Genomic DNA, 23,307 nt, shown 5'->3' with positions numbered 1-23,307 from the left:
GTCGCGGCCTGCCCACCTCCCGGCGAAGAGGGCCGCAACCCTGGTCCTGGTCGGTCGGGGAGGATCTTGGGGGAGTTGCCTTCGAGCGGCTGCAGGAGTGTGGGTGTACCGCTGGATGCTGCGCTGGTGTGGGACCAGCCCTCCTGCCTCAGCAAACCGGATTGTGGCGGCCAGCGCGGATCCTCTTTTTGGGGACCGTTGGTTCCGGCCATAGGGGAGCGGGCGGCGGTGAGACCTATTGCCGTTCTGTGCACAAGGCCCCCCGTTTACCCCCCGAAAACCCCGGCGATGCGTTGACGAAGAGTGACAAGAAGTGGCGAGCGTCTGGTTGCGTCTGTGCAGCTCAGTGCCCATTATTGGCAAGCAATGACAAGCTAAGTTTGACTACGGTTGGTAACAAGGGGTTTTGGCGAGCAATGACAAGTCCCGAGGAGGCTCGACAAGAGGTTGCCCTAGGTTCAAATCGCCTCGTTCCCGCGAGCGCTTGGTGCTGAACTGGGCAGTACATGCTCGTGCCGCAGAAAGTGTGGCACGGCGGACCTGGTCGCAACGGCGGGCCAGATCGTTGACCGATGGCTACGCGTTGCCGCCGGTTCGCTGAACACTCGCACCGACGGCCGGTGTCGCTGCCCAAACTCGGCATCGAGATTACCGCACTCGCTGGGCTGCTATGCCGCCCTGTATCCGCAGGTGGCCCCGCCCCATTGCCGCTCAGGAGATGAGGCAGGCGAACCGGACGATCCGCCTCGCCGGAGTCGCACGCACCCGACCGGTCAGCCGCCATCCAGCGGCGCCCGCCGCAGCGGAACAGGCGTACCTCGGCGTTGATTGCGAGTTCGCCGTCGATCGCGTGCCGGATAGGTCCACGATGTCGACTCCAGCCGCCGCGCCGTCCTCGGTGCACCTGACTCCGCCGGATCACCCCGCGACCTCGACATCATCCGGCAGAGCGCCAGCGAGCTGCGCTTTCGTGGGGCAGCCTGCTGTGCGCGACAGTAATAACTGCGCGGACGGGGACGGCGTCTGAGTCGCGGACGGTGCCGACCGGGCGGCCGTCGGCGGCGAGCGCGGCCGAGGGTCTTTACAGGCCGCTGTGTTGTCATCCGGGTCGACTCAGATCGGGATCTCCCCGTCGTGGCGGACTGTGTGTGAGTTATCTCATAGCGCTGCTGCGGCTTGGCTTGGCGACCTCAATTTTGATTACCCAAGGTAATCGCCCGTGGTCGTTTGGTGAAAGCATCTATTGATGTCGATGCTTCTCGTGTTGCCCCGCCGAACGGGGGTACCACACGTTGCGACGCTTTGATCTAGCGTGCCGCTCCGAGTGGTTTCTTGGAGGTTGGTTATGCGGGGTGTCACCACCGGGCAGCGAGGTACGGGTCGGTCGCTCGTCGCAGTAGTCGCGACGATGGTGACCGCCGTCGGGCTATTGGTCGTACCGGCTTCGGCTGCAGAGCTGGTCAAGGCGGCCGGGCAGCCGTTAGGGGGGGCGGTTGACGTTGACGGCGTGACCGATCGGGCAGCTGCCCAGGCCCAGGCAGCCAGGGCGGCGCGTACGTCCGGCGAGCGGGTGCGGGTTGACAGCATGACCGACGAGACGACGGAGGTGTGGGCTCTACCAGAAGGTGGCTTCGAGGCGACGCTGAGCCTGGGGCCGGTGCGGGTCAAGCACGGCGACGGTTGGGTGCCGGTTGACGTGTCACTGGTCAAGGACCAGGCCACGGGCGCTGTCCGTACGGTGGCTGACACACAGAATGTGCAACTTTCAGCGGCCCGGCCGGCGGGCCTGCATGAGCTGGCGGGGATCGGTGTCGGCGATGACCGGCTGTCGCTCGGCTGGGACGGCGCGCTTCCGGAGCCGGTGCTCGAGGGCAACAAGGCGACGTACGTCGAGGCCAAGCCCGGTGTCGATCTGGTCGTCGAAGTGTCCCGGGGCGGTGTGGAGACCTTCCTGGTTGTGAAGAGCCCGGCGGCCGCCAACCAGGTCCATGACCTCGTTTTCCCGGTCACGGGGCCCAACGTGGCAGCGTTCCAGCGGGATGCATTCGGCAACACCACGATCGCGGACGGTGCAGGGCGGGGGCTGGCGACGGTGCCGGCTCCGGAGATGTGGGACGCGGCCCGGACGCCGGCCGGGGATCCGGCACGGGTGGCGGTGGTGGCCTCCGAGGTTACCGGCCGCCGGCAGGAGGTGGCGGGGGTGGGACTCTCATCGTCGGTACCGGGCCTGGACTTCCGGTTGACGCCGGATATGGCGTGGATGACCGATGCGGCTACCGCGTGGCCGGTGGTGATCGATCCGCAGATCAACCCGATGCACGCGGCCTACGACATCTATGTCAAGGAGAACGACACCACACACAACGGCGGCAACAATGACATCCAGCTGGGCCAGCTGCCGGACGGCAAGACGCGGGGCCTGGCGCGTTGGGACACGACCGTGCTCGTCGGAACGCAGATCTCCTCTGCCACGTTTTACTTCTGGAACTTCTGGTCTGGGGCGTGCACGGGCAAGCTGTGGGAGCTGTGGAGCACGGGTTCGATCCCCAACAACGTGTTGTGGACCAACCAGCCGTCCTGGAACTATCTGGAGGCGACCTCGACGGCGACCCTGGGCGGCACGGGCTGCAGCGACGGCCAGGTCTCCATCGACGGGAAAAACTTCCTGCAGCGGGCTGCCACCGCCGGTGACGCCAGCGCCAACATGGGTCTGCGCGTGCCGGCGGCCACGGAAGGCGATGGGACGTTCTTCAAGCAGTTCCGTTCGGCCGACTACACCAATGCTACGCAGGTGCCGTACGCCGTGGTGGACTACAACTCCTACCCTACCGTGGGTGAGCGCTCGACCAGCCCGGTGACGGCGTGCGTGACTGGGCCAGCCCGTCCGATGATCAACACGTTGACGCCGCAGTTGTCGTCGGTGATCGCTGACGTAGATACGGGTGCCGTGATCAAGGCGGAGTTTGAGTGGTGGGCCGTCGGCGGTGCCGCCAAGATCGGGTCGTCAGTCACGGGGACCGGTGCCTCAGGTGCGACGTTCTCCACGACAGTGCCGGCGGGCGCGTTCGCCGAGGGCGGCAGCTACCAGTGGCGGGTACGCGGCAACGACGGGTCGTTGAATGGTTCGTGGTCGTCGTTCTGCGAGTTCACGACGATGCTGCTGGACCCGCCAGCGGCCGGGTGCCCGGCGACGCTGACCGCCGGTGACTTTAACGGTGACGGGGTGCGCGACCGAGTGATCGCCGATCCGAAGGCAACCGTCGGGTCGTTCATCAACGCAGGTGTGGTGTACCTGTTGGACGGTGCCACCGGCGCGCAGCGGACGCTGCAGCAGGGCCTAGACGGCATGCCCGACACGCCGGAGACCAACGACCGCTTCGGCTGGGCGCTGTCGGTGTTCGACGCGAACCGAGACGGCTGCGCGGACCTGGCGATCGGGGCACCTTACGAGGATGTGGGCACCACGACCGACGCCGGGGCGGTCTACCTGGTCTACGGCTCGCCGTTGGGCCTAGGCAAAGGACCGGCGGCGCTGACGATACAACAGGGTGCCGCGCTACCTAACGGACGCGGGACGGTGCCGGACACGGTGGAGGCCTCGGACTGGTTCGGGTTTTCGCTGGTCGGCGGCACGACTGCTGCCGGTGAGCCGTTCCTGATGGTGGGTGCGCCAGGTGAGGACCTGTCCAACGGGTACGACGCCGGCACAGCGCACTACCTGCGCGGCAGTGTGAACGTAAAGTTCGACGGCCAGAGCCCGCAGGGTATCGAGCAGGATGACCGGCAGGGCTTCGCCGTGGCGGCCTCGCCGTACCATCTGGCCATCGCGGCGCCAGGGGAGAAGGCTGGCCCGCAGACGGAGCAGTCGGGGGCGGTGTGCGTCCTCAACCACAACAGCGGCGCAGGTGCCCCCGCCGGGATCCGGTGCTTTATACAGGGCGACGGCACCACCTCGGACACCGCCGAGCGCGGTGACTGGTTTGGCAAGTCCGTGTCGATGGTGGCCTACCGTCCAGTGGGTGCGCCTGCAGGGGTGGCGAACTCGCTGCTGGCGGTCGGTGCGCCCGGTGAGGACCTGGGCTCGGTCCGCGACACCGGACTGGTACACCAGTTCCTGGTTACGACGACGTCTGGGACGCAGCTCGCCGCCCTGGCACAGGACTCCTCGGGCATCGGCGGCACGAAGCAGACCGGTGACCTGTGGGGCGAGCGAGTGGTGCTGGTCAACCGTGACCCATCGGCGCAGACGTCGGCGTCCACGGTCCTGATCGCGGTCGGTACGCCAGGTCGCAACGTGGCTGGTGCTGCGGACTTCGGCACGATCCAGGTGTTCGCGGCCGGTGTGGACACGATCGCGTCCGGCACGACGGTCGAGCGTGGCAGCGGGCTGCCGGGCTCAGCCATGAAGCAGGAGCTGATCGGCGCCTGGATGACCTCTGACGGTTCGAACCTGCTGGTCGCCAGCCCGTACGGCGACCGGGCGGTATACGCCCTCGCGTGGGCGGACCTGGCGGCCGGCAGCGCCGTACCAGCGGTCACCTACGTGCCCGGGCAGGGCGGAATTCCGAGCGATGCGATCAGTTTCGGCCTAGCGGTCGGCTGACGACAGTGATGACGAACATTCGCGAGTGGCTGGCCGCGACGAAGGGGACGATGGCGGTGGTCGGGGAGTACGGGCGCAGGCGCGCGTGGCTGCGGCGTGGTTTGGCGCTGGTTGCGGTAACGGGTCTTATGACGGGCACGGTGTGGGCGTTTACGTCGCGGCCCGGGCCTCAGACCGCGGCGTTGCCGGCAACGGGTGTGCCAGCGGGCGAGTGGCCGCGCCGTACGGAGGCTCAGGCCGCGGATTTGGCCGCAGTCACCGGCAAGCAGGTGGAGGTGCTCGACGAGCGGGGCGAGTCGCGGCAGGTGTTCGCCAACCCTGACGGCACCATGACCGCGATGACCTACCAGCAGCCGATCCAGACGGTGCAAAATGGCAAGTGGGTGCCGACCGACGCGACGCTGGTGCGGCATGCGGACGGTTCGGTGGGCCCGCAGGCCGCGCTGACGAACCTGCGCTTGTCCGGCGGGGGCGACGGCCTGTTCGCCTCGGTGGAACGGGCGGGCAGGCGATACGCCTTGCGCTGGCCGGGCATCTTGCCGGCGCCGCAGCTGTCTGGTTCGACGGCGACGTATGCCGAGGTGCTGCCGGATGTCGATCTGGTGGCGCACGCGTCGGTGACCGGTTTCACGCACGTGTTCGTGGTGAAGACCCGGGCGGCGGCGCTGTCGCCGCAGGTGCGCCAGATCCGGTTTGGTTTGGAGTTGCAGCTGCTGCGTGTGGAGAAGTCAGCCTCGGGTGCGCTGCGGATGGTTGACGCGGCGACCGGCGGTCCGGTGTTCGACACGCCCGTTCCGCGGATGTGGGACGCGTCGGCTCCGGTGGGTGCAGGTGACCCGACTAAGAGCGCGCCGGACGGCGCCGCTGTGGCCCGGGTGGGCACCGTTTTGGGCCCGGATTCGCTGACGCTGGTGCCCGACCAGCAGATGATGGACTCGCCGAACACCAGGTTTCCGCTTTACATCGACCCGTTTACGGCGGCCACGAACAACGAGTCGTGGGCGATGGTCGATTCCGGCTACCCCAACGAGGAGTACTGGAAGTTCGACGGCGACACCGATGAGCGCGTCGGCTACTGCCCAGTCGGTGTGTCGGGTCAGGTCTGCAACGCCTCGCGCGTCAAGCGGATCTACTACGTACTCGGCACGAACTACGCCGGCAAGACGATTATCAGCGCAAGCTTCGGGGTGACCCAGTCGCACACATGGAATGGCACAGCGCACGAGGTGTCGCTATACCGGGCCAATAGCGGCGGTGCGCTGATTAGCTCGGCGACGAACTGGAACAACCGCCCGAACAGCCTGACCTTGCAGCAGACGATCAGCACCGGTGCCGAGACGGCCTGCCAGACAGGTGCGACTCGCAATGTGTGGTTCAACGCCACCGAGTCGGTGCAGAAGGCTGTGGCCAGCGGCTGGACGAAGACTACGTACATGCTGCGGGCCGTCAACGAGAGCAGTTACCTGCACCTGAAGCGGTACTGCGCCAACGCGGTGCTGTCGGTGACCTACAACCGGGCTCCCCACCAGCCAGCGGTGTCCGGCCTGTCGATGAGTGTCGGCGGTGGCTGTGTCTCCGGTGTGAACCGGCCGTATGTCAGTTCCATGCCCACCTTGAAGGCGATCCTGTCTGATCCCGACACGGCGGACGCTGAGCTGCTGACCGCGAACTTCGAGGTGAAGTGGACCGCCACCGACGGGTCGCAACAGACCAAGACGTGGACGTCGGGTCAACTGGGCAACGGCGCGACGTTCAGTTACAACCTCGCCGACATAAACGTGGGTGTGCCGAACCTGCCGCAAGACGTGGTGGTGTCGTGGAAGGTACGCGCCAACGACGGGGTTGTGCCCGGGCCGTGGTCGTCGGACAACGGCAGCCACGCCTGCGAGTTCATTCTGGACACCGAAAAACCCGCCGGTCCAGACATCGATTCACCCGAGTACCTTCCGCATGATGCCGATAACATCGACCCGAAAAAGTGCCCGGAGACCGCCGACCCGAATAACCCGGAGCTGGAGGCTCCGTGGCTGCCCGGTGTCGGACGTTACGGCACATTTACTTTCGACTCGGCGGCCACCGACGTCAGCGAGTACTGGTACGCCTTCGACACGAACCCGACCTCCGCGAACAAGATCCTCCCGGCGGTCGACGGCGGGCCGGTCACGATCCAATGGCAGCCGCTGGTCTCCAAGCCGTACACGCTGTATGTCCTGGCGGTTGACCGGGCAGGCAAGACCTCGGACATCTCCAGCTGCATCTTCCGCGTCGCGGAGGGCAGCGGCCCGATCGCGGATTGGCGCTTGGACGAGGCCGCCGGGTCGCCGACCGCCGTCGAAGCGGTCGCGCAGCTATCGGCCAGGGCCGAGGGGGGGACACGGTTCGGCGTCGCCGGTCCCGGCGGCCTGGCGGATAAGGCCGTTCACCTCGACGGGGCCGCCACCAGCGGCTTGAGCACCGAAGGGCCGGTTGTGGACACCGCAGCCAACTTCACCGTCAGCGCCTGGGTGCGCCTGGCCGACCTCTCGCGCTACCAGACGGTCCTGTCACAGGACGGCACCGGTGAGCCGGGGTTCCAACTCGGCTACAGCCAGGGCAGCGGCAAATGGTATGTCAACGTCGCCAACAACGACGTGCAGGCGCTGGGCAGTTGGGGCCCGCATGGGACGGCGGCACAGGTAAACGCGTGGACGCACCTGACGGCCACGTTCGACGTCGTCGGCCAGAAGATCACGTTGTACGTCAACGGGGCCGAGGCGGGATCGGCCAACTGGCGCGCCGCGTGGGCCTCGCACGGAGGGCTGCAGATCGGCCGCCGGTTCAACCGGACCGGGGTCTACAGCGAGGTCATCAACGGTGACATCGCCGATGTACGGATCTGGGACCGCACGCTGGTGCCGTCGGAGATCCTTACCTTGCCCACACAGTTGATCAACCGGACGGCGTACTGGGACCTCGACGGTGCCACCATGGTCACCGACGAGCCACCGATGGTGGCGGTCAGCTCCGAGTACGGTCAGATGCAGCCGGACGGAACGCGCCTGATCGACCGGGCGCTGGACATGTACATCTACCACGACGCCGAGCACTACCGGCGCCTGTCGGAGGAGGAGGGTGGCGGCCCGTTTGACCCGGTGCCGCTGGTCGGTGACGGCCACCTTGTCCTCGACGGGGCCACCGGCTACGCCGCCACGGCCAACGCCGTCGCGGTGACCGACGGCAGCTTCACGGTGACCGCGCGGGTGCAGGTCGCGACCGACTGCAGCACCGGTCCGATGACCGTATTGTCCCAGCCCGGCCGGCACGCCAGCGGGTTCAAGCTGGGCTGCGCGCCGGACGGCCCGGACAGCGCGCTGTGGCAGGTGTTCGTGCCTGGCACGGACCAGGACGCGGCGTCGGGGGTGACGGTCACCGGCTCGGAGGCGATCGCTCGCCCGAACCCGAGTGCGTCGATCGGGCAGTTCCTGACGGTCACGTACGACGCGGCGTACGGGAAGCTGACGCTGTATGTCGACGGTGTCGCGGTCGGCTCGGCCTCCGGCGTGGCGCTGCCGTGGGCGGCCACCTCCGGTGGCCTGCAGGTCGGCCGGTCGCTGACCGATTCCGTGTGGGGTTCGTACCTGGCCGGTGTCGTGGACGAGGTCCGCGTCTACACCGGCGCCCTCGACCAGACGACGATCCAGCAGCTCAACGCGAACATCGCCGTTCCTGAGATCTGACCACGGGTAGGGGACCGCCGGGCTGGCGGCCCCTACCCGCCTCTTGTTCACCCTACGACCGCAGGTGGAAAAGCCGATGGAAGTCTTCTCCCGGTTAACGGGATCCTGGTGCGCGACCGCGCGCCGCACGCTGATCCGGTCGCTGGCGCTGAGCCTGTGCCCGCTGTTGGTCGCCAGCCTGACTCCCCAGCCCGCATACGCCAAACGCGTACCGCGCAAGGCCGCGCCAGCGGTGCAGCAGCAGGCCCCGGCAATTGGTAAGGGCCTCGCGGTGCGGCCCATGGGCACCGACCCGACCCGCGCCGCCGCGCTGACGGCTGCGCCTAAGGTGACCTGGCCGGGCGGCGGTGAGACCGACCTCGCCCTGCCGTCGGTGCACACCCGAGTCTCGGCGACGGTCGGTGGCCTGTCGGTCAGCGCCAGAGCCGTGGACGCGGTCGCCGCCGAAACCGATGCCCGGCCAGCCCGCGTGCCGCTGGCCAGGGTGCGGATGAAGGTGCTGGACCGAGCCGCCTCCGGCCGCACGGGTGCCACCGGCCCGGTCGTGGCGCTGACTCGCGCCGACGGCGTCGCTGCGGCTGGGCCGCTGCGACTCGAGTTGGGATACGGCGGATTTGTCGACGCCTTCGGCGGTGACTACGGTGCCCGCCTGCGGCTGGTCCGGCTGCCGGCCTGTGCGTTGACTACCCCGGAGAAGGCGGAGTGCCGCACCAGCACGCTGGTCGGCGACGTCCAGAACGACACCCAGGCCCGTACGGTCTCGGCCACCGTCGAGGCGGCCGGTCCGGCGGCTACGGTACTGGCGCTGGAGGCCGGCGACAAGTCCTCGCAGGGCAGCTACGAGGCCACCAAGTTCGCGCCGTCCTCGAAGTGGGACGTGTCGCTGGCGTCGGGGGCGATGGCGTGGACCTACCCGATCCGAATTCCCCCCACACCGGGCGGGTTCGGCCCGCAGGTTGCACTGGCGTACAACTCGCAGAGCGTTGACGGCCGCACCGCGGCCACGAACAACCAGGGCTCCTGGATCGGTGAGGGGTTCACCTACGAGCCGGGCTATATCGAGCGCCGCTATAAGCCGTGCGCCGACGACGGCCACACCGGCTACGGCGACCAGTGCTGGGCCTTCGCCAATGCCTCGATCATGCTGTCGGGGACGGGCGGCGAGCTGGTTAAGGTCAACGACGACCTGTGGAAGATGTCCATCGACGACGGCACCGAAGTGCGCCGCTACACCGGCGCGGTCAACGGTGACAACGACGGCGAGTACTGGGTGGCGACGGTCCCCAACGGCACCCGCTACTACTTCGGTCTGAACAGGCTGCCGGGCTGGAGCGCGAATAAGGAGGAGACCAACTCGGCCTGGACAGCACCGGTGTCCGGTGACGACGACAACGAGCCGTGCCACCAGTCGTCGGGATGGATCGACTCCTTCTGTAGCCAGGGCTGGCGATGGAATCTCGACTACGTCAAGGATCCGCTGGGCAACGTGATCTCCTACTTCTATGGCAAGGAGCTCAACCACTACGCCCAGGCGGCCAAGACCGACGTCGACGGCAAGCAGTACGTGCGCGGCGGCTACCTAAAGCGGGTCGACTACGGCCAGACCGATGGCGCGGTCTATACGACCAACGCTCCGGCGCGGGTCCGGTTCGACACCGCGGAGCGGTGCATTGCCAGCGGCGCCATCACCTGCGCGGAAGCGCAGCTGACCGACGCGAACGCGGCGCACTGGCCGGACACGCCATTCGACCGCAACTGCGTGGCCGGCACGCACTGCAAGATCACGCAGGCTAGCGAGACGTTCTGGACGCGTAAGCGGCTGACCGCCATCACCACCGAGATCCGTGCCGGCAGCGGCTGGACGCCAGTAGAGACGTGGTCGCTCAAGCACTCCTTCACGGACAACGGCGACGGCTCGAAGACGCTGTGGCTGGACGAGATCGGCCACGCTGGGTTACACGGCGAGCGCATCGACCTACCCCCGACGAAGCTGGTCGGCGCCCAGATGGCTAACCGCGTCGACAGCCCGACCGACAACCTCGCGCCGCTCAACCGCTACCGGCTCAGCACCGTGTACACGGACAGCGGCGGCGAGATCCAGATCAACTACACCGCCCCGGAGTGCACGGCCGGTGCCCTGCCCAACGAGGGCAACAGCACCAAGCGCTGCTTCCCAGTGAAGTGGCATCCCTTCGACCCGGAGAACCCGACCACCGACTGGTTTCACAAGTACCTCGTCCACCAGGTGATCCAACTGGACCGCACCGGCGGTGCCCCGCCCGGCGTGACGCAGTATGAATACAGCGCCGGCACCGGCGACCAAGACCCGGTCGACGGTGCCGGCTGGCGCCGGAGCCCGTCCGACGGCATCACCAAGGACAAGTACCGGACCTGGTCCGAGTGGCGCGGCTACCCCGTGGTGACGGTCCGCTCCGGTGACATGCAGACCCTGACCACCAAGGTCGTGCACAAGTTCTTTCGCGGGCTGAACGGCGACATGGACGCCGACGGCGACAGCCGTACGGTCAAGGTCAGCGACTCCACCGGCGCGATGTACACCGACAGTGATGAGCTGGCAGGCCAGGAGTTGGAGGTCATCACCTACGACGATGCCGACGCCATCTCCAAGAAGATCGTCGTGCCCAAGCTCTGGCACACCCATATCCAAACCGAGTCGTGGGGCACACGACGCGCGTCCATGGTCAAGCCCGAGACAACCCGAGCCATGGCCGCGCTGGCGCCGGATGCACAGGGCAACTCTGTGTGGCGCGAAAACAAGATCACCACGTCGTACGACACGACGTGGGGACGCCCAACCCAGTCCGACGACGTGGGCGACTTGACCGACCCGAACGACGACCGCTGCACCCGCATCACCTACATCGACAACGCGACCGCCCACCTCTACAGCTTCCGCAAGACGGTCGAGAAGTTTTCCGTCTCCTGCGCAGCGACCAACCCCAACCGCGCCACCCAGCTGCTGGAAAGCGAGCGGATCTCCTACGACGGCTTGGCGTTCGGGATGGTGCCCACCAAGGGCGTGGCCACCCGTCAGGAGAAGATGGAGTCAGCCGACGCCACCAACACCACCTACCGGTCAGTGGAGACCGTCGTGGACGGCTTCGGCCGCGAAACCAAGGTCACCGACAGCCGAGGCAACTTCAGCACGACGCTCTACACCGAGGTCGACGGGTTGACCGTCCGTAAGAAGAGCACCAACGCGTTGAACCACGCGGTCACTACCGAGTATTCGCCCGCCTACGGCGTCGAGACGTCGGTCACCGATGCCAACCTGCTGCGCTCGGACATGGAATACGACTCCCTCGGCCGGCTGGTCAAGGTTTGGTCGCCGGCCCGTCCCAAGAACCTCGAGTATGCGCCGGACACCAAGTACAGCTACATAACCAGCACCACCAAACCGGCCGTCACCAAGGTCGAGAACATTCGCAACGACGGCACCTACCGCGCCAGCTACGAACTGTTCGACGGCTTCCTGCGCAGCCGCCAGAAGCAGGTCGAAGGACCAGGCGGGGGGTGGCTGCTGGCCGACACCCTCTATACCCCGACCGGCCAGAAGGCCGTCGAGAACGAGCCATACCTCGCCACCGGCACTCCCGGCGACCTGGTCATCGTCGTGCCGGAAGGCTCGGTCAACGGGCAGAGGAAGTACATCTACAACGGTGCGGATAAGGTTATCGTCGAGATCACCGCGGTGGCCGGCGACGAGAAGTGGCGCACCACCACCACTTACGGCGGTGACCGCACCATCGTTGACCCGCCGCAGGGCGGCATTGCCACGATGACCCTGACCGACGCCCGCGGCCACCGCACGGCACTGTACGAATACCACGGCGACGAACCCGCCGGCGACGCATACATCACCCGGTACCGCTACGACCCCGAAGGCAAGCTCCACGAGCTGACCGGCCCCGACGGTGTCCGGTGGCGCTACACATACGGACAGGACGGCCGCCAGAAAACCATCGAGGACCCCGACGCTGGCACGGTCACCTTCGGCTATGACAACAACGGCAACCAGACGTCGCGCACCGACACGCGCGGCACCGTGTCCTACGTCTACGACAAGCTCAACCGTAAGACGGAGTCGTGGCAGGGCGCGCCGTTGACCGGCACGAAGCTCGCGACGTGGACCTACGACAGCTACTACAAAGGCCACCTGGCCGGAACTGGCCGCATCGTCGGCGACAAGACCTACTACGTGACCTTTCCACAGCGTGACGGCCAGTACCGAGTGCTGAAGACGAGCTACATCATCCCATCGGATGCCGGGGCCGAGCTGGCCAAAACCTACGACTTCAGCCAGTCCTACAACATCGACGGTACGGTGCAGGGCGTCGGCATGCCCGCAGTCGGCGGGCTGCCAGCTGAGAGCATCGTCATCGGCTACGACGCCGTGCAGCGACCGCTGACACTGACCGGCAACACCAGCTACGTCACCGACACCAAATACTCCGACACCGGCCAAGTCCTCCAGCTTGCCCTGTCGACCGGCGTTGAGGGCAAGACGGTATGGCAGACGTTCAGCTACGAGCGCGGCACCGGTCGCCTCGTCAGCTCGCGAATCGACCGCCAGCACGTCTCGGTCGCCGACATGGATGCCCGTTACAAGTACGACGCCGCAGGCAACATTCTGTCTCTCGCTGACACCCCGGCCGGCTCGCCGCGCGACATCCAGTGCTTCACCTACGACGGGATGCGCCGCCTGACTGAGGCGTGGAGCACCGAGAGCACGCAGGAGGACCCGTGTGCCGGCGGCGATGTGACCACCAGCGGTGTCGGCGGGCCTGCGGCATACCACGAGAAGTTCACCTTCCGGGCCTCCGGCGAGCGCGAGACCGAGACGATTTACTCGACGACGGGTGGTCCGGAAACCACGCGGGTCTACCACTACCCACAGGCGGGGCAGGCTCAGCCCCACACGCTGCGCTCGATCACCGAGACCGCCGACGGCGTCGAGAAGCAGCACACCTACACCTACGACGCGGTGGGCAACACTGTCAGCCGGGGGCCCGCCGATAACCAGCAGACACTGGGCTGGGACATTGAGGGCAAGCTGTCGACGGTGCAGACGGGCGGCCAGACTACATCCACCTATGTCTACGACGCTGATGGCAACCGCCTGGTGCGCAAGGAGCAGAACGCCACCACGCTCTACCTGGGCGCGATGGAGATCCGGCTCGACCTGACCACCCGCGCGGTGACCGCAACCCGGTACTACTCGTACGCCGGAAAGACGATCGCATCTCGTAACAGCTCGGGGGTGGCGTTCCAGCCAGCCGACCCGCACGGCACGGCGATGTGCTCGATCAACGCCGAAACCGGTGCCATTACCTGGCGGCGCACCTCGCCGTACGGCAAGGTGCGCGGGGCGGCCCCGGCGGCGTGGCCGGACCAGCGAGGCTTCCTTGGCGGCGTAACCGACGCGACCAACCTGGTCCACCTCGGCGCGCGCGAGTACGACCCGACCCTGGGCCGCTTTGTGTCGATTGACCCGGTGTTCGACGCCGAGGACCCCCAGACGTGGAACGGGTACGTCTACGGCAAGAGCAATCCGCTAGCCTTCACTGACCCGCAAGGCACATGGAGTCTGAAGAGTCTGAAGAGTCCCGGCAGCGGGCGGCCCTGGTACACGCTGGAGCACGACACGGCCCAGCTGGCTTGCTACTACAAGATTCAATCTGAGGTGATCAGGCGTGGCGGCGATCCCACCAAGGTGCGGATCCGCTACCACATTCCAGGCGGTTCCTTCAAGAACAAGAACTCCGGAAACAATGGCCAAGCTGACATCATCTACGAGACCGACACGACCATCTTTGTCTGGGAGGTCAAAGCTGTCGGGCAGGGCGACACGCTAGCCCAGGAGACCATCGACCACTACGCCCAGCACATCGCCAGTAAGACCGGAAAGCTCGTGGAGCCGGGCTTCCCGATGGGCGGCGTCGCGGTCGGCTTCGTTCCTGGTGCCCCCAACAACCAGATGGTCATGGCCTTCGACGGACCATCACCGGGAACGCTGCTCTACCACCGCTACACCCCGCCCAAACCGACACCCGCACCGACACCCGCACCGACACCCGTACCGACACCCGTACCGACACCCGTACCGACACCGGTGCCGATCGGCAAGCAGGCGCCGATGCCGGCGACCACACCGGTGGTGCCGCAGCCCACGCCCAACCCTTGGGGCCCTTACGGCACGCCGCTGCCCGCGTGCGGCGGCGGGATCGGCTGCATCCCGATGGAACTGATGTTCTTCGGATTCCTTGTGCTCGGCGTCGCCGTCGCGCTCGCGCCCGAGATCGCCATCCCGGCGATCGTGGTGGGTGGCGCCAGGCTGGCAGCGGCATAGGGCAGTATGTCGGCATGATCGTGCTCGACACTCTCGCGGCCAGGCTCGCCACCGAGATGGCGGACCTGGCCGCGAGGCCTTATCCCCACGCCGTTGTCATCCCCGGCGACCGCGGCGACCGGCTGGTGGTGCATCTGCAGGAGTTTCCCGACGGCCACGGGGATACCACCCTCTTCTTCGTCAACATCGCGCTCTGCCCCGTCGCCTGGGCCGCCTGGATAGACGGCATCACCCTCGCTCAAGCGCGGGGGCTGCCGCCCGACGCCGCCGCGCAGCTGCTCTGGGACCGGCTGGATCCGCCCACCTTCGGCCCGTGCTGGCAGTTGACGCGTGGCGACCTCGATCAGGTGCTGCACACACTGCTGTCGGCGCTGCGCGTAGAACTTTCCCATCACTGGCTGCCGCTGCTGTCCCGCGACAACCTTCGCCAGCGCCTGCGATCGGGCGGGCAGCTGCCCGGGGCAGGCATTTCTGGCAAAAACGCTCAGATCGCCCAATTGCTCTGCGTCGTCGAGGACATGCCCGCCACCGATCGCACCCAGCTTTTGGCGTTCTTCCGCAAGCGCCAGGCCGACGGTGACGTCGAACTTGGCGTGCTGGCCGACTGGCTGGACTCCGCCTTTCCTGCGTCGGATTAGTGCCGTGACCACACCTCAAGTGGATGCGAGGTCGTGGCGGCAAGAGGCGAGGGAGTAGTCCGCTTTTGCAGTCCTGCGCGTGCCGAAAATGCCGTCCGTGCTGGTCAGGCGGCGTTCTCGTATTCGTGTAGGAGTCCGCCGAGTCGGTCGCGCCGGTGGGCGTGCAGGCGTGTCAGCGTTGCGGGGTCGGTGATCGGTTCGGGGAGCGGATGTAGGGGTCGGGCGTTCGCGATGCTGCGGTGGGGACGGTGCTGGTTGTGGTGGTGTTGTACTTGCGTGGGGCGTGTAGCAGGTGGGCGTGGTTCCAGATCAGTGTTCGGTCGAGTAGCTCATGGCGGCGGGCTGGATCCACCGTTCCATGATCGAGTTTATGCGTGGCATCCGTATCCCGTTGTGCACGGCTGTGATCTCGGCGTTGGTGAGGATCGTGTCGAACCGGGCCGGGTATTTGCCGTCTCGATCCCGGATCAGGTGCTCCATCGCATTACCGGCGTCTTCGAGGTCTATCACGAGGTTTCGGGCGGCCTGGGTGATGCAGGCGGCGGTCGGGTGCGGTGGCGCCGAGATGCGGACCCGGCGGGTGGCGTGTTCGATGACAATCAGGGACGTGCAGTCTGGTGTCGGTCAGTGTGGTGGTTTCGAAGAAGTCGGTGGCGCTGATTGGCGTGTGCCTGGGAGCGGAGGAACGTTGTCGAGGTGGTGCTGTTGTGTTGAGGCGCCGGGTCGATGCCGGCCTGCTGGAGGATTTCCCAGACGGTGGAGGCCGCTACCTTTACACCAGCATGCGCAGTTCACCGTGGATCCGGCGATACCCCCAATGGGATCGACGCCGACAGCGTCGATCGCTGGCCTGGTCTGTCTCAAGCCCGGCCGGCGGGGCAGGTTCGTGTGGCGCGCTATCACCCACCGGGGCCGTAAGGGCGAGCGTAGTAGCTTTTCCGAGACCGCCCCCGCGGCCCTGCTCGACCAGGTCCACCACCGGCTACAGGCCCCGATCATCGTGGTCTGGGACAACTTGAACACCCACGTCAGCGCGGCGATGCGCACGTTGATCGCTGCCCGGGACTGGCTGACCGTGGTCCGGCTACCGGCGTACGCCCCTGATCTGAATCCGACCGAGGGTGCCTGGGCGCACCTGAAACGCGGCCTGGGCAACCTCGCTGTCCGTGGTGTCGACCACCTCGCCCAGGTGGTGAAGCAGCGGCTACGACACATCCAACGGGAACCCGACCTCATCGCCGGCTTCCTCGCCCAGACCGGCATGACCCTCGAACCCGAAACCGGCTGGCCGTGAAGACCTCAGCCTTTCAACCTCTGTAGTCGGCCGTCGAGTTCTTCCCAAAGGGCCATGTCAGGCTGGCGTCTGAGCCGGTCGAGCAGCTTCCCGACGACGACGCCAGAGTCGCCTCGCGTATCCCGCACCGAATTCCATTCGATCACTGAATGATCAAACACCACGGTTGATCGGCATCATTGGGCCGGCTTCTTCGAGTGGTCGGGTCTGTTCGGTACCGATGTGCAGCGCAGGGTCATGAGTTCACCGAGTAGTCGCGCGTTGTCGGCACGGAACTGGGTGTTCTCGACAGGTAGCTGGGCGAGCGCCTTCGTTGCGATGGCGAGTTTCACGGTCGCCGAGCTCGCAGACGGTCGCTCAGCTGCGGGCATTGGCATGGTTGTACCTGCCGAAAATTACGTACGGGCAGGTCAAGTGGCATGTTCGTACTCGTGCAGGATGCCGCCGAGGCGGTCGCGTCGGTGGATGTTCAGACGGTCGAGCTGGTCTGGGTCGGTGATCGGTTCGGGCAGTGGGGCGGGTGGCCGGGTGTTCGTAAGGCCCTGGTGCGGCCGATGTGCGTTGTAGGAGACCTCAAACTCGTGCAGCGTGTGTAGCAGATGCCGCTGGTTCCAGATCAGAGTGCGATCCAGCAGTTCGCAATGGCAGGTGCGGACCCAGCGTTCCATGATGGCGTTCATGCGTGGCATTCGTACGCCGCTGCGCATTTCAAGCACCAGACACCGACCGCGAGCGACCTGGTCAACCGTGATTCCACCGGCACCGAGCCGAGCCGGCTCTCCGCCATTACCGAACACCCGACCCGTGAGGGCAAGGTCTACTGCGCCGTCGTGCTGGACAACTACTCCCGCAGGTTATCGGCTGGTCCGTTGCGCCACGCAGACCGCCAACCTGGTCACCAATGCCTTGAGCAGGGCCATCAGCAACCGCCAACCCGCGAGAGAAACGATCATCCTTTTCGGCTATGGAGCGCAAAAAGGACATTTCGCGGGTGTTTATCCGCCGAGTCCACGGCGTCGGACTCGCGCCGTCGATAGGCTCGATCCGCGGCTGCTACGACAACGGCATGAGGGAGTCGTTTTGGGGCCGCATGCAGACCAACTCTTCAACCGAAATCGCTGGCACACCCGCGCATCGAGCTAGCCGACGTGATCCTCGAGTACCTGGAATTTTCTCGCAACCGGCAACGCCGCCACAGCTCGCTGGGCGTGCTCAGCCCAGTCGAGTACGAAAGAGTCCAACCCAGGTCCCTGTCCGTAGCATGAAACCAGCCTCACGACTCCACCAGACCCGGGAACATCACTCCAGTACCCGCACCGAGACGACCGTGTGATGCTACGGCAGGAGCAGGCCCCAGTACGCCGCCCACGACACAAACACCCCAGCTCCACCAAGAAGCACCGCGAGGCGGACACGTTCCCCCGATACAGGGCGCTCCGCTCGCCGTAGGGTGGAGTAAACGGTGAGCAACAAACTGGCAACCGTCACCATTGCGAGCGCCTGCAACAGCAGCCACGGTATCGGTCGACCGGCCAGCACTGGACCCAGGCGGTGGGAGACGGTGGCGGTCAGGAAGGCGAAGTAGGCGATCACGCCGATCGAGCCGAGCGTGCCGGCGCTGGCCAGCCAACGCGCGGGAGGTGGCGGCATCGGGCTGGGCCGCCGATTTAGCCGGCGGCCCAGCCCGACCAGCAGGTAATAGCCGAACCCGGCGAGGGCCAGTAATGCCGCAGATATTTGGACCCAGATGCTCTCGTACCAGCCCAGAGGCCTGATATCGATCGTGACCCGATCCTGCATCGGAGGCGCATCGGCGACAGCCACCGGGTCGGGTGTACGCAGCCCGTCAAGCCAGTCGCGCACCAGGTTTGGGTAGCCCGGCACCCACTTCGCGCCGCGGGTGTAGCCACGGTCGGGCGTCTGGCGCAGCACATGATCCGCACCCGGCAGTACCCGCAGCGTGTAGTGCTTGTGACCGGTGCGCTCGAACGCCTCGCGGAAAATCGTCAGGCTCTCCGCTGGCGGGGTCCGCCGGTCGTACTCGCCCCACAGCGCCAGAACCGGCACCAGGACCCGCTCCAACACGGGTACCGGATCATAGCGGGCGGCCGGTAGCGCGTCGGCGGCGACGAGCTGCCGCCAGAAGGTCTCTGAGTACACACGGGCCAGTGAGCCGCGTATGCCGGCGTGGTCGAGCTGGTTCGCACGATGCCACTGCTCCTGCCGAGCCGGCGAAACGCCGCTGGCCGCCACGGTGATTAGGAAGGCAACGGCGTTGGAGCGCGAGGCGGCCAGCGGTGCCACCCAGCCGCCCTCGCTCACCCCGAACAGCCCGACCCGCCCGGGGTCCACGCCGGCATGCTTGCGCAGCAGCTGCACTCCGGCAATGGCGTCGCTGGCGAGTACCGAATGCGTCTGGTCGCCGTACTGGTACGCGTCAACACGCTTATCGTAGATCAGCGTCACGATACCGAGGTCAGTCAGCATGTTTGCCAAGGGGCGGACTTGCTCGCGCGGCCCTGGCCCGGACTCGTGTACCAGCACCACCGCCGGGAACCCACCCGCAGGCGCCGGACCGGCTGGGCTAAGCACCGTACCGTGCAGCAATGCTCCACCATGGCCAGCGAAGGCAACCTCGCCGCCGCTCGCGGCCGCTGCTGCGACCGTCGGCGCACCGCCGACCAGGACGGTGAGCAACAGCACTATCGTGGTAAGTGCCAAGCACCTGGGCAGCAGCATGCGGGCACCCTACGACAACCGGTTCCGCAGCCTACAGCCGGAATCCAGCGAAGCCGTAACCAGGGTTATGTGCCGGTACCAGGCGTCGTAGTGGCGGACCTGGTAGTGGTCGAGTCCGACCTCGTTCTTGGCGGTTTGGAAGCATTCCCCGATTGCCCACCTGCTGCCCGCGACCCGGATCAACTCCTCATCGAGCATGCCGCTAGGGCCGTGGCAGAGGTAGTAGGCCAACTCGCTCGGTGTGGTGATGCTACGTCGAGCATGGCCACCGTGGCGTCGGAGGTGAACGAGCGGGCTGCCCGCGTGGCCAGGGCGTCGCGGGTGTATTCGTCGATGATGCTGAGGAAGCGGACCTGCCGGCCGTCGACGGTGACGTCGACCTGGAAGGCCAGGGCCCACATCTGATCCGGTCGTCGGGCGCGCATCCGCTGGTGGCGGGCCGGGCCGCAGCGTTGTTCTTCCGTGTCCGGAGTGGCCGTTGAGCCCGAGCTCGATCCACAGCCGGCGGGCGCGTTTGCGGTTGACCACCAGCCCTTCCCGAGCGGCGATTGCACGCGCTTTACGTCACCCCCACCGGGAATACCGCGCCGAGATCTCACGCAGCCGGGCCCGCAACCGCACATCAGCCTCAGCAGGCTGCCGCCGCTGCGCCGGCCGGTGCTGGCCGACCAGCCGGCAGGCTCGCCGCTCGGAGACCCCGAACCGGTCCCGCAGCACCACAACGGCACGACGGCGACGGCCGGGGCTCACCAGTTTCCCTTGTTCAGTTCCTTGAGTATGTCGATGTCCAAGAACTGCTCGGCGACGATTTTCTTCAACCGGGCGTTCTCCTGCTCCAACTCCTTCAAGCGTCTGGCGTCATCGGCCTTCATCCCGCCGTACTGTGCCACCCACCGACGCCAGGTCGCCTCCGTCTGCTCTACTGCTCGTGACTTCTCCGTCGCTCGTAGCCGCGCTTTCCGGTGTCCGCTCGGACAAGTTGCGGACGGTTGGGCTTCGGTTCGTCCGGACCTACTTGGCATTTCCTGTGAGGCGATCCGGGCGGATGACGATGGTGCTGATGGTTGCGTTGCCCCAGACCGTCGTGTTGAGGATCATTCGTCGGTCGAGGGACAGCATCGTGAACTCGGGGACGAAGCGCTTGGTGAAGACTGCTGCGAAGTGGCTGCGGAGTGCAGTTGAGCCGCTGCCGGCCAAGTCCCACTTCCCGGTTAGGGCGTGTTTCAAAAGTGGGTGGGTTTGATCGACGTCACGGCGTGGCGATGATCGACAACTGAAGAGGTCTCCGGTATCTGGTTCTGCGACCAAGCAAGAACTTCATACCGGAGACCTCGTGCCAAGCGTAGCGGTGACGAGACGGCATGACCTGACCGACAGGCAGTGGGCTGTTCTGGCTCCTCTGCTGCCTGCCGCGCCGACGACAGGTCGTCCGCCGAAGTGGGAGAAACGACAGCTCATCGACGGGATCCGGTGGCGGATCCGGATCGGTGCCCCATGGCGGGACGTCCCGGCCGAGTACGCGCCCTGGCCCACCGTCTACGGCCTGTTCCGCCGTTGGCAGCGTGACGGGACCTGGGACAAAATCCTGTCCGCGTTGCAGGCGGCCGGCGACGCGCAGGGCCGGATCGCTTGGACGGTGAGCGTGGACTCGATGACCAGTCGCGCCCACCAGCACGCCGCAGGCGCCCGCAAGGACGGGCATCTGCAGAAGGAGCCGCCCGGCGGCGTGCACGACGAGCCGGCCGACCACGCGCTGGGTCGATCGAGGGGCGGGCTGACCACCAAGACTCATCTGGCCTGCGAGCAGGGACAGAAGGTCCTTTCCCTGATCGTGACCGCCGGGCATCGTGGTGACAGCCCACAGTTCATCCCCGTCCTGCGCCGTATCCGCGTGACCCGTCTGGGCGTGGGCCGGCCCCGCACCTGCCCCGACCTGGTCCTGGCAGACAAGGCCTACACCAGCCGCGGCAACCGCAGCCATCTGCGCTCACGCGGGATCAAGGCCTGCATCCCCAGTAAGAAGGACCAGGACGCCTACCGCAAGGCCAAAGGCTCCAAGGGCGGCCGCCCACCCGCGTTCGACACGGACCTATACCGGCTACGCCACGCCGTCGAGAACGGCATCAACAGGCTCAAACGCCACCGTGGAGTCGCCACTCGATACGACAAGCTGGCGGTCCGCTTCCAAGCCGTCCTGACCATCACCATCATCACCGAGTGGCTCTGACCGGCTTATGAAACACGCCTTAGTCGAACCCGTACCCAGCGGTACTCGTCGCCGACAGCGTCAGGGTCGCTGTAGTTGACTCCGAGGAGGAACTCTCGCCGTTCGTCGAAGAGCTCAAACTCGTTGGCCATGCGCCACCAGCCGGCGTTGACCTTTGCCGGCATGTCGGGGTCGTTGACGTCTACGATTTCGTCCGGCGCGGAATCGAAGCGTCCATGCTCGACGCGGCAGGATGCGGGTCCTTGGTCGGGCGCTGGTAGCGGAAAGTGGACTTCTGTCGTGATTCGCTCGATGAACTCCAGGCCGGCGAGGGCCAGGTCCGTCGCGATGGCGGCATCAGTCTGAGACACGGGGGGACGATAGCTGGTCAACATCATCAGACCGGCCGAGTAGTCGGAGGAGGACTGGTTCTGAGGCCTGGGCCAGGGGTTGTGGGATGTAGGGCGGGTCCGCCTCGGGTGACGCGGTTAAGCGTGCCGGCAATGGGGGCCAGCGGATCACCGCTTCCGAGGAGGCGGGGTGGGTTCCGGACCGGTGGAACTTCAACAAGGGCGCCTTCTTCATGGGTATCCCCGACGAGCACTGTCGGTAGGCTGTCGGTGGTGGGCCTGGCCAAGAGCTACACGCTGCGCGGCAGCATCACCCGCGAGATCACGTTCTCGCTCGGCGACTCCACTCCGCCGACGGTGCAGGGGCCGCCGGCATCCGGTCGGACCCAGAGTGAGGGCAACAGATGTTCGACGTCGTGCCGGTGACCCGGCGTATCCACCTGGTCGTTGTGGCGGCGGCACTGGTGGCCGGGTTGGCCGGTTGCCAGTCCACCGCCGGCCGGCAGCCGGGTCGGGCGGCATCGCCGGCCGGCCCCGAGACCTCGTTCAGCCCCTCGCCCGCGCCCAGTGGGTACACCTACAGCGGCCCGGCCGAGGGGATGGAGCCGAGGACCATCGCACCGGACGGGCTGCTCGGCCTGGGGCTGCGGGTCGGCGAGGAGACGGCCGCCACCGACGGGCTGTCTCCCTGCGGTGATCCCGAGACCCTGTTCGAGTGGCTCGGGCTGGGCTACTGGCGGGAGTGGGAGTCGGGCCAGGACACGCCCGCGTGGACCTACGTCACGCAGTACACGAGGCCCTTCGTCCGCGACGAGCAGGTCATCCCGGGGACCCAGGTGGTCGCCGAGGTGCAGAGACGGACCACCTGCAGGACGTACAACTCGCGTGAAGGTACGCCGAGGTTGACCGGGGAGCTGGTCCTGCCCGCCCTGCCGGGCGTGGACGCGCAGTGGGCGTTCTGCGAGCGGCTCGGCGGTCCGCCCGACGAGGTCGACCAGGCGTGCACGGTGTACCTGGCCCGGGCGGAGATTGTCTCGAAGGTCCGGGTGCGTACCTTGGGGCAGGCCGACGCGCGGGAGCTGCTGCCCCAGGTGGCGGCGGTGGCGGCGAAGGCGCTCGCCGGCCGTTGACCGTGGCGGTCCCCGATTCCGGTGCATGGGTCGGGGACCGCTCAGGTCAGCCACCGGAGCTGGCCGCCTGCCCGGGTCTGTCATCCGAACGGCTCTGGCTCACATTCGGCTCCGGCTCGCTTCCGGTGGTGACGGAAGGGTTCCCTTCGGCCGAGCCGGATTTGATGTCGGAGGAGGGCCAAGCCGGAGCTTCCTGGCAACCGTTCCTTCTGAGGGTCGGCGGTGGGAGCAGGTTGGGAGCAGCCGCTTGCTCTCAACGGC

General features: G+C 66.7%; 18 protein-coding genes and 1 pseudogene. 9 read left to right on the top strand and 10 right to left on the bottom strand.

Annotation, left to right across the window (positions count from 1 at the left end):
* The first annotated feature begins 1,507 nt into the window (after nucleotides 1-1,507).
* The 4 genes from ACFQ4H_RS09740 (at nucleotide 1,508) to ACFQ4H_RS09725 (ending at nucleotide 15,327) form a co-directional block, all read left to right on the top strand.
* Nucleotides 1,508-4,603: a hypothetical protein gene (locus ACFQ4H_RS09740; RefSeq protein WP_377569391.1), complete on the top strand. Its 3,096-nt coding sequence runs from the start codon at nucleotides 1,508-1,510 to the stop codon at nucleotides 4,601-4,603.
* An 8-nt stretch (nucleotides 4,604-4,611) separates the two neighbouring features.
* A complete protein-coding gene (locus ACFQ4H_RS09735; RefSeq protein WP_377569389.1) occupies nucleotides 4,612-8,319 on the top strand; it encodes a LamG-like jellyroll fold domain-containing protein in 3,708 nt (1,235 codons plus the stop codon).
* Nucleotides 8,320-8,383: 64 nt separating this feature from the next.
* Entirely contained in the window at nucleotides 8,384-14,689 is a 6,306-nt protein-coding gene (locus ACFQ4H_RS09730; RefSeq protein WP_377569388.1) for an RHS repeat-associated core domain-containing protein, read from the top strand.
* Between the two features lie 14 nt (nucleotides 14,690-14,703).
* On the top strand, nucleotides 14,704-15,327 hold the full coding sequence (locus tag ACFQ4H_RS09725) for a hypothetical protein (RefSeq protein WP_377569386.1): 624 nt from the start codon (nucleotides 14,704-14,706) through the stop codon (nucleotides 15,325-15,327).
* 309 nt (nucleotides 15,328-15,636) lie between these two features.
* On the opposite strand, the gene ACFQ4H_RS09720 is transcribed toward ACFQ4H_RS09725, so the two are convergent.
* The gene (locus ACFQ4H_RS09720) at nucleotides 15,637-15,807 is read right to left on the bottom strand and encodes a hypothetical protein (RefSeq protein WP_377569384.1); all 171 of its coding nucleotides are present in this window, start codon (nucleotides 15,805-15,807) and stop codon (nucleotides 15,637-15,639) included.
* Between the two features lie 406 nt (nucleotides 15,808-16,213).
* Between ACFQ4H_RS09720 and ACFQ4H_RS09715 the strand changes: the two genes are divergently transcribed.
* Nucleotides 16,214-16,621 (top strand): transposase, encoded by a 408-nt coding sequence (locus ACFQ4H_RS09715; RefSeq protein ID WP_377569382.1) that lies wholly within the window; start codon nucleotides 16,214-16,216, stop codon nucleotides 16,619-16,621.
* 176 nt (nucleotides 16,622-16,797) lie between these two features.
* On the opposite strand, the gene ACFQ4H_RS09710 is transcribed toward ACFQ4H_RS09715, so the two are convergent.
* Together ACFQ4H_RS09710 and ACFQ4H_RS09705 are read right to left on the bottom strand one after the other, a co-directional pair.
* On the bottom strand, nucleotides 16,798-16,953 hold the full coding sequence (locus tag ACFQ4H_RS09710) for a hypothetical protein (protein WP_377569380.1): 156 nt from the start codon (nucleotides 16,951-16,953) through the stop codon (nucleotides 16,798-16,800).
* A 78-nt stretch (nucleotides 16,954-17,031) separates the two neighbouring features.
* The gene (locus ACFQ4H_RS09705) at nucleotides 17,032-17,301 is read right to left on the bottom strand and encodes an integrase core domain-containing protein (protein ID WP_377569378.1); all 270 of its coding nucleotides are present in this window, start codon (nucleotides 17,299-17,301) and stop codon (nucleotides 17,032-17,034) included.
* 468 nt (nucleotides 17,302-17,769) lie between these two features.
* Here ACFQ4H_RS09705 and ACFQ4H_RS09700 point away from each other — a divergent pair, with 468 nt between their 5' ends.
* On the top strand, nucleotides 17,770-17,886 hold the full coding sequence (locus ACFQ4H_RS09700) for a hypothetical protein (protein WP_377569377.1): 117 nt from the start codon (nucleotides 17,770-17,772) through the stop codon (nucleotides 17,884-17,886).
* Nucleotides 17,887-17,956: 70 nt separating this feature from the next.
* Here ACFQ4H_RS09700 and ACFQ4H_RS09695 read toward each other — a convergent pair whose 3' ends face one another.
* From ACFQ4H_RS09695 to ACFQ4H_RS09670, 6 genes and pseudogenes are all read right to left on the bottom strand, one after another.
* Nucleotides 17,957-19,108, bottom strand: coding sequence for an alpha/beta hydrolase family protein (locus ACFQ4H_RS09695; protein ID WP_377569375.1), 1,152 nt, complete (start codon nucleotides 19,106-19,108; stop codon nucleotides 17,957-17,959).
* Nucleotides 19,109-19,408: 300 nt separating this feature from the next.
* Nucleotides 19,409-19,636: pseudogene (locus ACFQ4H_RS09690) on the bottom strand (IS701 family transposase); the annotation flags it as partial.
* Complete coding sequence (locus tag ACFQ4H_RS09685) at nucleotides 19,540-19,785, bottom strand: hypothetical protein (protein WP_377569490.1); 246 nt, start codon at nucleotides 19,783-19,785, stop codon at nucleotides 19,540-19,542. The gene ACFQ4H_RS09685 and the pseudogene ACFQ4H_RS09690, both read right to left, overlap by 97 nt.
* Before the next feature lie 139 nt (nucleotides 19,786-19,924).
* Nucleotides 19,925-20,110, bottom strand: coding sequence for a hypothetical protein (locus tag ACFQ4H_RS09680; RefSeq protein WP_377569374.1), 186 nt, complete (start codon nucleotides 20,108-20,110; stop codon nucleotides 19,925-19,927).
* Entirely contained in the window at nucleotides 20,107-20,382 is a 276-nt protein-coding gene (locus ACFQ4H_RS09675; RefSeq protein WP_377569372.1) for a transposase, read from the bottom strand. Before ACFQ4H_RS09675 ends, ACFQ4H_RS09680 begins: the two co-directional genes overlap by 4 nt.
* Nucleotides 20,372-20,557: a hypothetical protein gene (locus ACFQ4H_RS09670; protein ID WP_377569371.1), complete on the bottom strand. Its 186-nt coding sequence runs from the start codon at nucleotides 20,555-20,557 to the stop codon at nucleotides 20,372-20,374. Before ACFQ4H_RS09670 ends, ACFQ4H_RS09675 begins: the two co-directional genes overlap by 11 nt.
* 151 nt (nucleotides 20,558-20,708) lie before the next feature.
* Here ACFQ4H_RS09670 and ACFQ4H_RS09665 point away from each other — a divergent pair, with 151 nt between their 5' ends.
* On the top strand, nucleotides 20,709-21,587 hold the full coding sequence (locus ACFQ4H_RS09665; protein WP_377569370.1) for an IS5 family transposase: 879 nt from the start codon (nucleotides 20,709-20,711) through the stop codon (nucleotides 21,585-21,587).
* A 5-nt stretch (nucleotides 21,588-21,592) separates the two neighbouring features.
* On the opposite strand, the gene ACFQ4H_RS09660 is transcribed toward ACFQ4H_RS09665, so the two are convergent.
* Nucleotides 21,593-21,964: a hypothetical protein gene (locus ACFQ4H_RS09660; protein ID WP_377569368.1), complete on the bottom strand. Its 372-nt coding sequence runs from the start codon at nucleotides 21,962-21,964 to the stop codon at nucleotides 21,593-21,595.
* A gap of 225 nt (nucleotides 21,965-22,189) precedes the next feature.
* Between ACFQ4H_RS09660 and ACFQ4H_RS09655 the strand changes: the two genes are divergently transcribed.
* Both ACFQ4H_RS09655 and ACFQ4H_RS09650 read left to right on the top strand, forming a co-directional pair.
* Nucleotides 22,190-22,342, top strand: a complete 153-nt coding sequence (locus ACFQ4H_RS09655) for a hypothetical protein (RefSeq protein WP_377569366.1) — start codon at nucleotides 22,190-22,192, stop codon at nucleotides 22,340-22,342.
* On the top strand, nucleotides 22,321-23,046 hold the full coding sequence (locus tag ACFQ4H_RS09650; RefSeq protein ID WP_377569364.1) for a hypothetical protein: 726 nt from the start codon (nucleotides 22,321-22,323) through the stop codon (nucleotides 23,044-23,046). The genes ACFQ4H_RS09655 and ACFQ4H_RS09650 overlap by 22 nt, the downstream gene beginning before the upstream one ends.
* Nucleotides 23,047-23,307: the final 261 nt, after the last annotated feature.

Source organism: Micromonospora sonneratiae, from assembly GCF_042679305.1.
In the GTDB taxonomy this organism is placed as follows: Bacteria; Actinomycetota; Actinomycetes; order Mycobacteriales; family Micromonosporaceae; genus Micromonospora_H; species Micromonospora_H sonneratiae.
The sequence above is the reverse complement of the archived record's forward strand: the minus strand, read 5'-3'. Positions and strand labels throughout refer to the sequence as shown.

Coding starts and splice junctions, on each gene's coding strand:
- ACFQ4H_RS09660 (WP_377569368.1), bottom strand. CDS start 21,964: ATGATGTTGACCAGCTATCGTCCCCCCGTGTCTCAGACTGATGCCGCC.
- ACFQ4H_RS09650 (WP_377569364.1), top strand. CDS start 22,321: ATGTTCGACGTCGTGCCGGTGACCCGGCGTATCCACCTGGTCGTTGTG.
- ACFQ4H_RS09685 (WP_377569490.1), bottom strand. CDS start 19,785: ATGCGCGCCCGACGACCGGATCAGATGTGGGCCCTGGCCTTCCAGGTC.
- ACFQ4H_RS09675 (WP_377569372.1), bottom strand. CDS start 20,382: ATGCCAAGTAGGTCCGGACGAACCGAAGCCCAACCGTCCGCAACTTGT.
- ACFQ4H_RS09695 (WP_377569375.1), bottom strand. CDS start 19,108: ATGCTGACTGACCTCGGTATCGTGACGCTGATCTACGATAAGCGTGTT.
- ACFQ4H_RS09720 (WP_377569384.1), bottom strand. CDS start 15,807: ATGGAGCACCTGATCCGGGATCGAGACGGCAAATACCCGGCCCGGTTC.
- ACFQ4H_RS09705 (WP_377569378.1), bottom strand. CDS start 17,301: ATGAACGCCATCATGGAACGCTGGGTCCGCACCTGCCATTGCGAACTG.
- ACFQ4H_RS09725 (WP_377569386.1), top strand. CDS start 14,704: ATGATCGTGCTCGACACTCTCGCGGCCAGGCTCGCCACCGAGATGGCG.
- ACFQ4H_RS09735 (WP_377569389.1), top strand. CDS start 4,612: ATGACGAACATTCGCGAGTGGCTGGCCGCGACGAAGGGGACGATGGCG.